This is a genomic window from Brevibacillus sp. NSP2.1 (genome assembly GCF_000470975.2).
GTDB lineage: Bacteria > Bacillota > Bacilli > Brevibacillales > Brevibacillaceae > Brevibacillus > Brevibacillus agri.
The window spans coordinates 399,966-412,625 of record NZ_CP048274.1 but is presented as its reverse complement, the minus strand read 5'-3'; the positions used below and the strand labels follow the sequence as shown (position 1 = coordinate 412,625).

Genomic DNA, 12,660 nt, shown 5'->3' with positions numbered 1-12,660 from the left:
ACACCCCCTCTTCTTACATGAAGATTGTCGGATCGCCTGCTATTGGCGTCAGCTTGCCGTTTTCCATGATCCCCATTTTTTCCAGCCACTTTTCAAAAGCAGGTGCCGGACGGAGGCCGAGAACCTCGCGGAACGCGGCAATATCGTGGAAGCTGGTCGATTGATAGTTGAGCATGACGTCGTCCGCCATCGCCACCCCGATGACAAAGTTCACCCCTGCCGCCGATAGCAAAATTCCGAGATTGTCCATATCGTTCTGGTCAACCTTCATATGGTTTGTGTAGCAGACGTCGCAGCCCATCGGCAGCCCGTGCATTTTGCCCATGTAGTGGTCTTCCAGCCCGGCGCGGATCACTTGCCGGCTGTCGTACAAATATTCCGGTCCGATGAAGCCGACTACCGTATTGACGATAAACGGGTTGTACTTGCGAGCAAGACCGTAGCAGCGCGCCTCCATCGTCACCTGGTCGATGCCGAAGTGCGCCTCGGAGGACAGCTCGGAGCCTTGGCCCGTCTCGAAGTACCAGAAGTTCGGCCCGTAGGAAGTGCCTTCCTTGCGCATCAGCTCGTCGGCTTCGTCCAGCAGCTTGACGTCAATCCCGAAGGCGTTGTTGCCTTTTTCGCTGCCCGCAAGACTTTGGAAAATCAGGTCGGCAGGCGCCCCCTGACGGATGGCGCGCATCTGCGTGGTCACGTGAGCGAGTACACAGTTTTGCGTCGGAATCGCCCATTTGTCCATTACCTCTTTGGTCATGTTGAGAATATCCTTGACGCTGTCCGCTGTATCAATAACCGGGTTGATTCCGATTACCGCGTCGCCGATTCCGTAGCTGAGTCCTTCGTACAGCGATGCCTTGATGCCTTGTACGCTATCGGACGGGTGATTGGGCTGAACCCGCGATGCCAGTACGCCTTGCTGACCAATCGCGGTATTGCAGTGAGTCACCACGCGAATTTTGGCCGCAGCCGTAATCAGGTCGAGGTTGCTCATCAGCTTAGCGGTAGCCGCGATCATTTCGCTGGACAAGCCGCGGCTGATGCGCTTGATCTCGTTGTCGCCCGCCTCGTGGCTCAAAATGTACTCGCGCAACTCGGCGACGCTCCAGTTTTTGATTTCGTTGTAAATTTTTTCGTTGATGCCTTCTTCAATGACGCGGGATACTTCGTCTTCCTCCGGAGGAAGCATGGGGTTGTTGCGAATGTCGGCCAACGTCAGATCAGCCAATACTTGCTTGGCAGCAACGCGTTCCCGGGAATCGGAAGCGGCGATTCCAGCCAGTTGGTCGCCGGATTTGTCTTCGTTTGCCTTCGCGAAAATTTCTTTCAAATCGCGAAATTGATAGGTCTGTCCAAGCACAGTCGTTTTCGTGTTCATTTCGTCCACCCCTTTGTACGTTACGCCTTCTCATCAAAAGCGAGGGTTTTTACCACGACCGGGATAATCGTTCCCGAAATCGGCTCACCCAGGTCGATATAATCGCCATACTCCACCCGCACCTGATCGATGCAAATAATCTCTGGCTCTCCCTTGCAGCGCAGTGCCAGTCCCTGCCCCAATGCTTTGGCCATGTCTGTCTCGCAGATGACGACCATCGTCCGGCTCTCGGCAAAATAATGCCGATATTGGTCCGACAGCTCCTGAGCGATCGTTTGCAGCAGCGCATACGAGCAATAGCCGATGCCTGAGATCGCGAGCGCGAACGGGATGCCTGTTGTTTTATCAAAAAGCCGTTCACCGAGCTGGTAGATCGCCGCTACCTCCTGATGAATCCGCGCCGGGTCCGACAGTTGTTCCTGGGTAAGCTCCAGCTTGAGAATCGGAATGTTTTTAATCGGCAAAAGCTCCGGCTTGATATGCACCGTCGAGCCGCTGATTTCCGTGCTTTGCATTCCAGCCCCGATCACGGTGGCTCGCACGGTTTGCTCCGGATCGAGCCAGCGCACCGGGTACGTTCCTTTTTCCCGCTCCTGCTGCAGCACATAGCCCAGCAGCGGACCAAAATCGCCGTAGCGGCTGACATCTGCCATGCTTTTCACGGGCGGTCCCGTCATCAACTGTCCGACCCCGCCGGAGACGGTCAGCTCTTCTACCGGAAATTCCCCGCGCAAATGCGGCCCTACGACGAGCAAGCCCGATACGTGCCGTTCTTTGCCCGTCAAATAATCCAGCATGCTGCGGGCCATCTGCTGGGCCACTTCTGTTATTTCTGGCAGTCCGACTTTTTGCCCGACCGCGATGCGCAAGCCTTTTGCCTTCAGCCATTCCTGAATGTTTGGCGACACGTAGGTGACGACGTCCTCCCGATCCAGGCGAATCAGCCTGCCGCCGACGTGGAAGGTCACTGTCGCAATCGCTCGGCCGCGCTGAAAATAAGCCGCATTGGCCGTACCGCCGCCGATATCCACGTTGACGATCGTTCCTTGCAGCGTTTGCGAGCGTTTTTCCGCACCCGCGCCTTTGCCTGCCAGCACGCCTTCGAGGTCTGCCCCCGCCGTTGCCACTACAAAATCGCCGGATCGCTCTGCCAGCAAATGCACGATGTGTTGCGCGTTTTTCTTGCTGGCCGTCTCCCCGGTGATGATGACGGCCCCCGACTTGATGGACGACAGACTGATTTGTGCTTTTTCGTACTCCGCTTGCAAAATCGCCCCGATGCCTTCCGCGTCAATCTCATCGAACCCGAGCAGCGGAGTGGAATGCACTTGACTCGCATACAGCAACTGGCGCTCCACGATCTGGTAGCGCGGCAGCGAAAAGGTGCTGGACATGCGCCCCAGGCGCAGACGACTGACGATCATTTTGGTCGTGCTCGTTCCTACATCGATGCCGACGCTTTGGATCCATTGTTCATCCATCGTGAACCTCCTTGAACCATTGGCGTGCCAGACAAGGCCGCAAAAGAAAAACGCCTGAACAGCCGAAAAAATCGCTTCCGGTCTGACTCAAGCGCCTTTGCTTTGCTTGCTATCTACTTGTTTCGTTTCCCGCATTTGTTTATCGGTCAGGAAAATCAGCCTTGGGAAAACAGCGTTTCCTCGCCGGCGAGAATTTCCTCGGCGAGCTTCACAAGCGGCATGCGCCGTTGCATGCTTACTTGCTGCATCCATTTGTAAGCGGCCTCTTCCTCCAGGGAGAGTGCGCTCATCAGTTTGCCTTTGGCCTTTTCCACGCATTTTCGATCCTCGATCTTCTGTTTCAGATCGCTAATATCTTTCTTCAACGACACGACTTTTTCCTTTTGGCTGAGCGCGATCTCCACAGCCGGAATCAGGTCATCCTCGGATACGGGCTTTACCAGATAAGCCGTCACTCCGGCTTTCCGCGCATCGATCACCAGTTCCTTCTGGCTGTACGCGGTCAAAAGAAGGATGGAGCAGTCCGAAAAGGAGCGGATAATCCCGCTTGCCTTGATGCCATTAAGGCCAGGCATTTTCACATCCATGATAATGAGGTCGGGTTTGTGACGATGAGCGAGTTCGACCGCCTCTTCCCCGTTTTTCGCCTCGGCCACAACCTGATAGCCTTCGTTTTCCAGCATCTCGCGCAAATCCATGCGAATGATCGGCTCGTCGTCAACCACCATAATCTTTGGCTGTGTCATCTTCATCCTCCTTCTGGATCGGATAGAGAATGGTAACTTCCGTTCCGTTGCCTGTGTTGCGGAAATGCATCGTTCCCTCCAGGTCTTCCTTGACGAGCGTGTCGACGATTTTCAAGCCAAGGTGACCTTTTTTGAGAATATGCTCCATGTCCTCAATGCCCACCCCGTCATCCGTGACAGACAGGCTGACGAAATCCTCCTTCGAGACGAGCGCAATGGAGATTCGCCCTTCATGAAGCTCGCGAAATCCGTGGATCATGCAGTTTTGAATCAGCTCCGTGACGATTAGGGCAAAGGATGTCGCCTTGTTGGACGGCAGGTACACGGATTCTCCCGTCACGACGACGTGTATAGCTTGCTCTGAACGTCTCATGGAAGAGACGATTATTTTCGATATTTTGGTTAAAATCTCTTTGAAGTCGATCTGCTCCAGACCGTCCTGCGCCAAATATTCGTGAATAATGGCGATGCTGTTGATCCGGTTGATGCTTTCCCGGTAGACTTTCTCGATCTCGTTCGACTGCGAACGCCGCATTTGCAGGCGCAGCAGGCTTGCGATCGTTTGCAAATTGTTTTTCACGCGATGGTGAATCTCTTTGATGACAGCCGACTTAATCATCAACTGCTTTTCTTTTTCGCGGATGTCCGAAATGTCCCGGAGCAAGATGATGCCTCCGATGATGTCGAGCTTGCGCACGGACGAAACCGCTTTCATCATGATAAAATGCTTTCCTTTTGACAACTCATCCTGAATGTAGCCCCCGTGACGCACGAAGTTTTCCGGGGAAACTCGCCAGGAAAAAATGCGTTCGATGCTCACGCCCTTGTCCGGTCTCTCAAAGCCGATCAAGGAGAGCAGCTTGTGGGCGCGCCCGTTGGCGTAGGTGATGATCCCACTCTGGTCAAACAAAATCATGCCTTCATGCAAAAGTGAAGAAATCGGCATATCAGGCACTGCGAACTGAATCAGCGTCTCGCTCAGATGTTCGGTCGTTTCCTTGAGCATCTCGACATTTTTTTCTTGTTCGACCTGCTTGGAAATATCCTGCTCGGTAATCAGCGTCCCGATCGTTTTGCCCTCGGCGTTTGTAATCGGCACGACGCTTTGACGCATGACGACCTGCTCCTGCGAGACACCTCTCGACCCGATCACCGGCTTTCCTGTAGTCAGGCAGTACATGACAGCAGGCTCGTTGATCGCGGTCGCCAGATGCCCCACGACGGAGCCGCTGTACATGGATCGCGCGGTGCTAGGCTTGGCCTGCGCGACCACCAAAGCAGCACTTCGGTCTACTGTCGGGCAGTCGATGAACATGTCTGCCTGCGACAGATCGGCAAAAATCTGCAATTTGGAAGCGAGGTCCTCCACGATCTGGATGTCGTCCTCACTCAATATCGTAGACGCTTTGCACAGTTCCCGTATGGATTGCATGCGAACCTCTTTTCACCTGCTAGGAGTTGATATTGCCTTCATTTTCTCACAGACTCGCTACGGCGGAAAGAGGCTTATTCGCTTACCATTTCTTGCAAATACGCGCGCAATTCCGGCACTCCCTCACTGGTGTAGGAGGACGTCCGAAAAATTCGCGCGTCGCCCAGCGACTGGCGCAAAAAGCCTTCCGCTCGTTGCACATCGGCAGCGGGGTGATCTACCTTGGTGATGACTCCTACGCACGCCTGGGGAAAGCCGTGCGCGAAGCCCGGGGGAAAGTAGTTGCGCTCGCGTGTGGCATCCTGGACCATCACCACGATGGTCGCCTCCAGCGCGGTTGCCATCAGGGTGCGGTAAAACATCGGATTTTCGCTGTACTCGCCCGGCGTGTCGATCACCCAGTCCCGATATTCCAGCGCTTGCGTCTTCCTGGCCGGCTGTTCATCGTTGAACAGCGCTTTGACCAGAGAAGACTTGCCCGCTTCGATGGCCCCGATAATCATGACACGGCCTGTCATGATTTCGTCACCAATGCCGGTGTGAACCGCAGTTTTTCGCTCAGCACCTGATTGACCGCGTCCACTGCCATCTCTACAGCAGAGACATCCCCCACGACAATCAGTGAACCTGTGAAACGATCGAGAAACCCAAGCTCGACACCTGCTGCCTTCGTTGCGATGTCGGCAGCAATAATGGCCGTTTCCGTCGGCGTCAGGGTCAGAATGCCGATCGCTCCGGCCTCCTTGATCCCCAGCTTGGTATAGAGCATAGGGTCAGGGTTTGCGATCACATGAGCCAACGTGACCTGTTTCCCTGGGACAAATTCCTGTATGACCCGTGAACGTTCCTGTTCCATCGCTATCCCTCTCCTCCTGCGGCACCCGGCACCTCAAACGAATCGACGATGCCCACGATGATCGCATCGATCGGCACGCTGTTGCCAGTAAAAAGGATACGGGCAGGCGTCCCGCGCGAGACGATGACCTGCTCGCCGATCCCTGCCCCGATCCGGTCTGCTGCGATGACGGTTTGCCCGCTCTCTTCGCCGCGCCAGTCAATGGGCTGGACAACCATCAGCTTGAGATTTTCCATGCCGGTTTCCTTTTGGGTTGCCCAAACGCTGCCGATCACTTTTCCCAAAAACATGCGATCACCCTTTTCCTAAATAGCTGACCGTAATGCCGCGCTCTCTCATGCTGTCGTAAGCCAGCGGAGAGACAATCGCTCCTTTTTTCACATGCAAGGTCGTATCCCGCAACTCCGGCTGGGATTTGATCCAGTCAGCCGTCAGCAGCTTGCCAGAGAACACCGCTTCTGCCTCGTCCAAGGCCGTCAAGGTCGGCTGCTCAGGCTTTGCCTCTGCTTTTTGCAGTTGGGACTTCAGCTTGGAAACGACGCGGTCAGCCAAGCGTTTCTGCTCCACGAACTCCACGCCAAGCTCCTTCATCGCCTCGACATGACGCAGGAACAGCCTGTCGTATGCTGGCGTCAGCGTCAACGTTTGCAGGGTGCGGCGGTCGGCGCGCTTGATGCCCGGCACGTCGGAACCTGCGATGACGAACTTGCCTGTCACCAGTGCGGAGAAGACGATTTCTGCCTTGATCGTGCCTTTCAGGCCGGAGGCGATTCGCGCCGCATTGTCCAGATCAATCTCCGGAATGACGATCCCGGCGTAATCTTTCGGCACTTCCAACGGGGCGGGAGCATACTCATCCGCTGTGAGAATTTTGCCTGCTCCCCCGCATTCGATCTTGTGCATCCCCAGCCAGGAGGAAGTTTCCCCGTCCAGGAAAAGGATGTCGTGGCAAATCCCGTGGTTTTTCAGATGGATAAAATGATCCTGGAATGCCTCATGTGCCTGGCTGTCGCAAAAGACATACAGGACACGAGGCGCTTCCGGTTTCTTTTCTGCATTCATGGAAAGCAAAATTTCTTTCGTAATCGATGCCACCATTTCTCTGATGTCCATCAAAGCTCTACCTCCGTTAGCCGGAGTAAAACTGGCCGTTTTTGCCGATCACTTTTACCCGGTCGCCCGTTTTCAAATTGGCGGCATTCCCTTCATCCAGATCGACGTGGAAATCGAGCGCGAATTGTGGATGTACGCGAACGACCACATCCGGATAGATGACAGGGCGGTCACTCTGCGTCGCAAGGATCAGCGTGTCGCCGTCCTTCACCTGGAACTGCTCGGCATCCGCAGGCGACATGTGAACGTGCCGCTTGGCTACAATCACACCTTTGTCCAGTACGACTGTGCCTTTTGCTGTTACGAGTACCAGACCCGGTGTTCCTTCAATATCTCCAGACATCCGCACAGGGGCATGCACGCCCAGCGTAAATCCGTCCGTGCGGGAGATTTCCACTTGCGTCGCTCCGCGCGCCGGTCCGAGAATGCGCACGCCGTGAATGCTGCCTTTTGGCCCGACGATGGTCACCGTCTCCTGGCAAGCGAACTGGCCAGGCTGCGACAGATCGCGCATCGGCGTCAATTGGTGTCCTGCGCCAAACAGCTTCTCTACATCGGCTGGCGACAAATGAACGTGGCGATTGGAAACGCCAAGGGGAATTTCCTGTACGGCCCCGGCAGTTTGATTGGTGGAAGGTTGCTGCTGTTGTTCTTCAAAAGATTTCACTTGAATCCCTCTTCCTTTCAAGAAATCTGCCGCTGCTGGTGTGATTTTATCCCCTTTCTCCAGGAGAAAGGGGTTTGGGATGCCTGTCTTATGCATGGCTCGCAAAGATGCTTCTGTAATAACTGCCATAGGGGATTACCCTTCGAGCTTAGGCAGGATCAGTTCAATGTCTCCGTGCGGGCGTGGGATGACGTGTACAGATACGAGCTCGCCTACTTTTTCGGCAGCAGCGGCGCCTGCGTCCGTGGAAGCTTTTACTGCACCTACGTCACCACGTACCATGACTGTTACGAGACCGCCACCTACGTGTACTTTGCCAATCAGTTTTACGTTCGCTGCTTTTACCATTGCATCAGCAGCTTCAACTGCTCCTACCAGACCTTTTGTTTCTACCATTCCCAATGCGGACATTTCTCCAGCCATTTTTTTATTCCTCCTTAATTATATGGACAAATTTTTACTAATTTACGACGTCATTTCTGTTAAAACCGATTTAATAATGTTTTTGATCTCTTCGCGGCTCAAGCCGACGTTCAGCGAAGAGACTGCTTGCAGCACGGCTTCCTCTGCCTTTGTCGCTTGTGCAGCTTGCACTGGCGCAGACTCAGGCATTTCTCTTACGCCGAAAGCGACGCGCTTGATGTTGAAAAGATGCTTGGGACCGATGTTGTCGGATGTGATGTTGTTCCCGAAAGAACCGCATCCGAGCGTAAAGGACGGCTGCACGCCAGTCGTGGCCCCGATGCCCCCGAAGGTGGTTCCGGTATTGACCGGGATGCGGGAAGCCGGCATCGCCTGGCCGTAAGATGCGATGATGTTTTCATCCTGTGCGTGAATCCCTGCGGTGTGGCCCAAGCCGCCGTGCGTGAGCAGCTCGCGGCAACGGGCAAACGCCTCGTTGTCTCCTTGAACGGTGTAGAGAGCGAGAATCGGCGCCAGCTTTTCCACGGACAGCGGATACTCTTTGCCTACGCCAGTCTCTTCCGCCACCAGCACGCGCGTTTCGGCCGGAATCGAGATGCCTGCCATTTGCGCGATGACGTGCGGGGAGCGGCCGACGATTTTGGCGTTGAGCGAGCCGTTCACCATGATGATGGCGGCTACTTTTGCCTTCTCGTTCTCGTCCAGGAAGTACGCTCCTTCGCGCTTCAAAGCGGCAATCATCTGATGCTTGACCGCTTCCTCAACCACTAGTGCCTGCTCCGAGGCGCAGATGGTGCCGTAGTCAAAGGTCTTGCTCTGCACAATGCGCTTGGCAGCGGCAGCGAGGTCAGCGCTGTGGTGGATGTAGACCGGAACGTTTCCGGGTCCGACACCGTAAGCAGGCTTTCCGGAGCTGTACGCAGCCCGCACCATTGGCGTACCACCTGTTGCGAGAATCACGTTGGTCAGCTTGTGCTTCATCAGCTCGTTTGTAGCCGGGAGCGTCGGCTTGCTAACGCAATGGATCAAGCCTTCCGGCGCTCCAGCCTGCACAGCGGCCTGTGCCATCAGCCGCGCTGCTTCCAGCGTGCATTTGGCTGCCGACGGGTGCGGGCTGAAGACAATCGCGTTGCGCGCCTTGAGCGCGATCATCGACTTGAAAATAACGGTCGATGTCGGGTTGGTCGACGGCACGATACCAGCCACGATCCCGACCGGCTGCGCCACTTCCCACACCTTGTTCTCTTCGTCCTTGCGAATGATGCCTACGGTCTTCACATCTTTGATAGAAGCATACACATCCTGGGAAGCGAACAAGTTTTTCATCCGTTTGTCCGGAACGTTTCCGAAGCCAGTCTCTTCAACCGCCAGAGCGGCCAATCGCTCGGCATTCTCTACGCCAGCCTTGGACATGGCAGCGATGATCCGGTCGATCTGCTCCTGGGTGTAGGTAGCAAGCTTCGCCTGCGCTTCCTTCGCTTGGGCGAGGTACGTGCGCACTTCCTGAATGGAATACAAATCAGCGTCCAGTGTCATTAGGCTTTGTCACCTCCGCCTTGCTGCTTTTCTTCAATCAGGCGAATCAGGTCTTCTTTCTTCGCCGTATTGATGTCATTGGTCGAAAGCGGGAAATCCGCAATCGAGCGGGCCAGCTTGCGCAAGTCGTTGATCGATTGCTCCGCCAGCGTCGGCTCTGCCTTTGCCTGTGCAGGCTGTGGCTTGGCTTCTTCCTTCGCTTCCGAACGCATCAGATTTTTAATCATTTTGGGAACATTCTCATCAGGACGCGGGATGACGTGGGAGTGCAGCAACCGTCCGACGCGTCTTGCTGCGTCAGCGCCAGCGTCTACAGCCGCCTGAACCGAAGAAACATCTCCGATTACGTACACGGTCACAATCCCTGCATCCGCGCCTTCATAAGTAACGACCTTGACGTCTGCCGCTTTGGCAGCAGCATCGGCGGCCGCGATGAGCGCGGGCAAGCCCAGCGTCTCAATCATGCCCAGTGAGTATGCATGAGCGCGCATTTACATTTCCTCCCCTTCAAGAGGGAAAATCCCTTTTATCGTTTGACTGGCTGTCGGGCGACGCTTCTTACTGCGTCGGCAAAGGCAGCGGCTGCTGCGGTGCATGCCGATTGGCTTCCTGTAAGCAGCGCTCCCCCGAAGTTGGTTTCCGTGGGCGGGCCAAAAAACTGCACCATCTGTACATCTGCTGCCTTGAGAGCGGCATCTATCCCGTACATGGCCTCAAGCGGCGGAGCGATCAGATAGGCGAGCGGCTCCCCTTCCCTGATGCCGGCAAGCCCAGACAAGTAGCTGCCCGTCCGCGACACGACATGTGCGTAATACGCATGCGTCCCCTCTTCATTCAACGAGTAAAAGCATGCTCCGCTTTCCATGAAGGCAACGGCTGCATCAATACCGCTCTGTACCTCTGATGGCGTCGCTCCCCCGATGATCCCGATGAACTCGCCGGACAACGGACCGGAAGCGTGCCCAGAGCCTGCGTAAAACGACTTGGCGTAAATCACTTCGACTGCTGCCTTTTTCGTCGCTTCATCAATGGCTGTATAGCCCACATCGTCAATGGTGGATGTCAGCATCCCCACACTGCGGATATGGGAAGGCAGGTTCAGCTTCTCCGCAAATTGTGGATCGACGTTGGGAATCATTCGGATCGCAAGCGGCGTCGCTCGAATTGGTTTTTCCATGCGTGTCACACTCCTTTCAGACAACTTCCCTTTTCAAAACGCAAAAAAAGGTGCCTAAACACGAAAGAACAAGACTCGTGTTCAAGGGCACCTTTGCCTTTTGTCTATTCACTTGTTCGGATAAGATTCACGCCAATTCTGCGATCTTATTCCTGCTTCTAATGTATGACAAGGCAAGAAAAAATGCAAGCGTTTTCGGTATTCCACGACTTTTCCATATTCCGGTCATTTGACGGACACACGGCCTGGCTATCTTGGTTGTGTAGCCGGGACGGGCAAGCCCGCAAGCTGGCACAAACAAAAAACAAACCGAAACCCCAAGGAGGAATTTTTCATGAAAAAGAAACTCGCAATGTCCGTAATCGCTCTGGCCGTATCCGCAATGGCAGGCTCTGCATTTGCCGCAGATGAATCCACAGTGCAAAAAGCTGTCGCGACTTTCCCTGCCAAAACCGTTACCGTCCAAAACGACGGCATGCAAGTGCCAATGCAGCCGGTCATTAATCTGGAGCAGATGGCAAAGGAAAAAGGCATCTCCGTGGACGAACTGCTCAAGCAGCTTGAAAAAGAAGGCAAGTTTATGAAAGCGGCGCTGACACTCGCAGTTCCCGCGACAGAGGCGGACTCTGACAAAGCGCCTGTAGCCGTAAAAATGGTGAAGCTGGCGGACGCTACCGCAAACAGCGCGGCGTTGCCGGCGATCAGCCTGGAAGAAAATCTCGCTCTCGCCAGCACTGCGGTCACCTTGCCTGCCCCTGTCCAGCCCGCCGACATCCGCCAAGAAACGCGCGAGATCATCACGCTGAAAGACTCCACATGGCTGCGGGTCGGGGTGCCGTACTACGAGCAAAACACAGTGGCGGGAACGTATTACGTCAGCACCCGCCTCAACAACGATCTGGTGCATACGTACATCACAATCATGGTTTCGATCGGGATCATTACGCTTTGCGGCTGGGCGATTGGTCTACGTCCTGTCGCGTTCGCTTACGCAGCCGCTTCGCCGATTGGCGCTGGCAGCGGAGCAAATCTCTTCCGGCAACTACGAGCCAGCCCTGCCCGACTCCACCCGGGTCAAAGAAGCCGAGATCAGCCAGCTCGTCTCCTCGTTCGCTGACATGGCCAAGCGGCTGGGGCAGTTGGAGCGGATGCGCACAGACTTGCTGGCCGGAGTCTCCCACGAGCTGCGCACCCCGGTGACGTCGATTCGCGGGATGATACAGGCTGTAAAGGACGGGGTCGTCAAAGGCCCCGATGCCGACGAGTTCATGCAGATCAGCATGGATGAAGCAAAGCGGCTGCAGACGATGGTCAACGACCTGCTCGACTTTTCCTCGATGGAGGCAGGCGCTGTCTACGCGGAAAAGCAGGAAATCAAGCTCGCCAGCTTGCTGGAGCAGGTCGTCGCGCAAGTCGGCACCTTGCCTGCCTTTGCCGAAACCGCCATCGAAATCACGCTGCCCCAGCCGGAAATCGTCTGGATCGGAGACAGCGCGCATTTCAAACAAATTTTGCTGAATTTGCTCAACAACAGCGTGGCCGCAGCAGCGACGCGCATCGAAGTGGTCGCCCGGCAAACCGACAAGCTCATCCTCGACATCATCGACAACGGCAAAGGCATTCCCGCTGAAGAAGCCCCGTTCATTTTCGAGCGGTACTACCGGGGGACAGCAAGCGGAAGAAAAAGCACGGCCTCGGGCTTGGCCTGACGATTTGCCGCCTGCTCGCCAGGGCGCATGGCGGCGATGTAGAGCTGGTGCAGAGCAGTCCGGCGGGCACTACCTTCCGCCTGACGCTCGCCACGCCCCCTGCCGGGAAAGCATGACCGCAGGCAACAAGGCAGCAAGCAAAAAC

Annotated in this window: 14 protein-coding genes and 1 pseudogene; 2 read left to right on the top strand and 13 right to left on the bottom strand. The window is 55.5% G+C overall.

Annotation, left to right across the window (positions count from 1 at the left end; translation table 11 throughout):
• Positions 1 to 13 precede the first annotated feature (13 nt).
• From M655_RS02055 to eutL, 13 genes are all read right to left on the bottom strand, one after another.
• On the bottom strand, positions 14 to 1,375 hold the full coding sequence (locus tag M655_RS02055) for an ethanolamine ammonia-lyase subunit EutB (protein WP_026557593.1): 1,362 nt from the start codon (positions 1,373 to 1,375) through the stop codon (positions 14 to 16).
• A gap of 20 nt (positions 1,376 to 1,395) precedes the next feature.
• Positions 1,396 to 2,856, bottom strand: a complete 1,461-nt coding sequence (locus M655_RS02050; RefSeq protein WP_005827530.1) for an ethanolamine ammonia-lyase reactivating factor EutA — start codon at positions 2,854 to 2,856, stop codon at positions 1,396 to 1,398.
• A gap of 155 nt (positions 2,857 to 3,011) precedes the next feature.
• Positions 3,012 to 3,608 (bottom strand): ANTAR domain-containing response regulator, encoded by a 597-nt coding sequence (locus M655_RS02045; protein WP_429777001.1) that lies wholly within the window; start codon positions 3,606 to 3,608, stop codon positions 3,012 to 3,014.
• A complete protein-coding gene (locus tag M655_RS02040; protein WP_026557594.1) occupies positions 3,574 to 5,034 on the bottom strand; it encodes a GAF domain-containing sensor histidine kinase in 1,461 nt (486 codons plus the stop codon). Before M655_RS02040 ends, M655_RS02045 begins: the two co-directional genes overlap by 35 nt.
• A 74-nt stretch (positions 5,035 to 5,108) precedes the next feature.
• Positions 5,109 to 5,552: a EutP/PduV family microcompartment system protein gene (locus M655_RS02035; RefSeq protein ID WP_005827524.1), complete on the bottom strand. Its 444-nt coding sequence runs from the start codon at positions 5,550 to 5,552 to the stop codon at positions 5,109 to 5,111.
• Positions 5,549 to 5,890: an ethanolamine utilization microcompartment protein EutS gene (eutS, locus tag M655_RS02030; protein WP_005827522.1), complete on the bottom strand. Its 342-nt coding sequence runs from the start codon at positions 5,888 to 5,890 to the stop codon at positions 5,549 to 5,551. Before eutS ends, M655_RS02035 begins: the two co-directional genes overlap by 4 nt.
• A 2-nt stretch (positions 5,891 to 5,892) precedes the next feature.
• Positions 5,893 to 6,180: a EutN/CcmL family microcompartment protein gene (locus M655_RS02025; protein WP_005827520.1), complete on the bottom strand. Its 288-nt coding sequence runs from the start codon at positions 6,178 to 6,180 to the stop codon at positions 5,893 to 5,895.
• A 4-nt stretch (positions 6,181 to 6,184) separates the two neighbouring features.
• Positions 6,185 to 7,003: a hypothetical protein gene (locus M655_RS02020; RefSeq protein ID WP_007777362.1), complete on the bottom strand. Its 819-nt coding sequence runs from the start codon at positions 7,001 to 7,003 to the stop codon at positions 6,185 to 6,187.
• Positions 7,004 to 7,019: 16 nt separating this feature from the next.
• A complete protein-coding gene (gene pduL / locus M655_RS02015) occupies positions 7,020 to 7,799 on the bottom strand; it encodes a phosphate propanoyltransferase (protein ID WP_005827517.1) in 780 nt (259 codons plus the stop codon).
• Positions 7,800 to 7,805: 6 nt separating this feature from the next.
• The gene (eutM, locus tag M655_RS02010) at positions 7,806 to 8,093 is read right to left on the bottom strand and encodes an ethanolamine utilization microcompartment protein EutM (protein ID WP_005827515.1); all 288 of its coding nucleotides are present in this window, start codon (positions 8,091 to 8,093) and stop codon (positions 7,806 to 7,808) included.
• 42 nt (positions 8,094 to 8,135) lie between these two features.
• Positions 8,136 to 9,629 (bottom strand): acetaldehyde dehydrogenase (acetylating), encoded by a 1,494-nt coding sequence (locus M655_RS02005; protein WP_007777369.1) that lies wholly within the window; start codon positions 9,627 to 9,629, stop codon positions 8,136 to 8,138.
• Positions 9,629 to 10,120, bottom strand: coding sequence for a BMC domain-containing protein (locus M655_RS02000; protein WP_005827511.1), 492 nt, complete (start codon positions 10,118 to 10,120; stop codon positions 9,629 to 9,631). Before M655_RS02000 ends, M655_RS02005 begins: the two co-directional genes overlap by 1 nt.
• A gap of 35 nt (positions 10,121 to 10,155) precedes the next feature.
• Positions 10,156 to 10,806 carry an ethanolamine utilization microcompartment protein EutL gene (gene eutL, locus M655_RS01995; protein ID WP_005827509.1) on the bottom strand — a complete coding sequence of 217 codons (651 nt, stop codon included), beginning with the start codon at positions 10,804 to 10,806 and terminating at the stop codon, positions 10,156 to 10,158.
• A 334-nt stretch (positions 10,807 to 11,140) separates the two neighbouring features.
• Between eutL and M655_RS01990 the strand changes: the two genes are divergently transcribed.
• Together M655_RS01990 and M655_RS01985 are read left to right on the top strand one after the other, a co-directional pair.
• Complete coding sequence (locus M655_RS01990) at positions 11,141 to 11,923, top strand: histidine kinase (protein WP_026557595.1); 783 nt, start codon at positions 11,141 to 11,143, stop codon at positions 11,921 to 11,923.
• A pseudogene (locus M655_RS01985) lies at positions 11,814 to 12,631 on the top strand (sensor histidine kinase). The gene M655_RS01990 and the pseudogene M655_RS01985 overlap by 110 nt, the downstream one beginning before the upstream one ends.
• The last annotated feature ends 29 nt before the right edge of the window (positions 12,632 to 12,660 follow it).

Bases quoted from the DNA above. Each gene is read 5' to 3' on its own strand.
- M655_RS02040 (WP_026557594.1), bottom strand. From the start codon at position 5,034: ATGCAATCCATACGGGAACTGTGCAAAGCGTCTACGATATTGAGTGAG.
- eutS (WP_005827522.1), bottom strand. From the start codon at position 5,890: ATGGAACAGGAACGTTCACGGGTCATACAGGAATTTGTCCCAGGGAAA.
- eutM (WP_005827515.1), bottom strand. From the start codon at position 8,093: ATGGCTGGAGAAATGTCCGCATTGGGAATGGTAGAAACAAAAGGTCTG.
- M655_RS02035 (WP_005827524.1), bottom strand. From the start codon at position 5,552: ATGACAGGCCGTGTCATGATTATCGGGGCCATCGAAGCGGGCAAGTCT.
- M655_RS02020 (WP_007777362.1), bottom strand. From the start codon at position 7,003: ATGGACATCAGAGAAATGGTGGCATCGATTACGAAAGAAATTTTGCTT.
- M655_RS02005 (WP_007777369.1), bottom strand. From the start codon at position 9,629: ATGACACTGGACGCTGATTTGTATTCCATTCAGGAAGTGCGCACGTAC.
- M655_RS02045 (WP_429777001.1), bottom strand. From the start codon at position 3,608: ATGAAGATGACACAGCCAAAGATTATGGTGGTTGACGACGAGCCGATC.
- M655_RS02055 (WP_026557593.1), bottom strand. From the start codon at position 1,375: ATGAACACGAAAACGACTGTGCTTGGACAGACCTATCAATTTCGCGAT.
- M655_RS02000 (WP_005827511.1), bottom strand. From the start codon at position 10,120: ATGCGCGCTCATGCATACTCACTGGGCATGATTGAGACGCTGGGCTTG.
- pduL (WP_005827517.1), bottom strand. From the start codon at position 7,799: ATGGCAGTTATTACAGAAGCATCTTTGCGAGCCATGCATAAGACAGGC.
- M655_RS02050 (WP_005827530.1), bottom strand. From the start codon at position 2,856: ATGGATGAACAATGGATCCAAAGCGTCGGCATCGATGTAGGAACGAGC.
- eutL (WP_005827509.1), bottom strand. From the start codon at position 10,806: ATGGAAAAACCAATTCGAGCGACGCCGCTTGCGATCCGAATGATTCCC.
- M655_RS01990 (WP_026557595.1), top strand. From the start codon at position 11,141: ATGAAAAAGAAACTCGCAATGTCCGTAATCGCTCTGGCCGTATCCGCA.
- M655_RS02025 (WP_005827520.1), bottom strand. From the start codon at position 6,180: ATGTTTTTGGGAAAAGTGATCGGCAGCGTTTGGGCAACCCAAAAGGAA.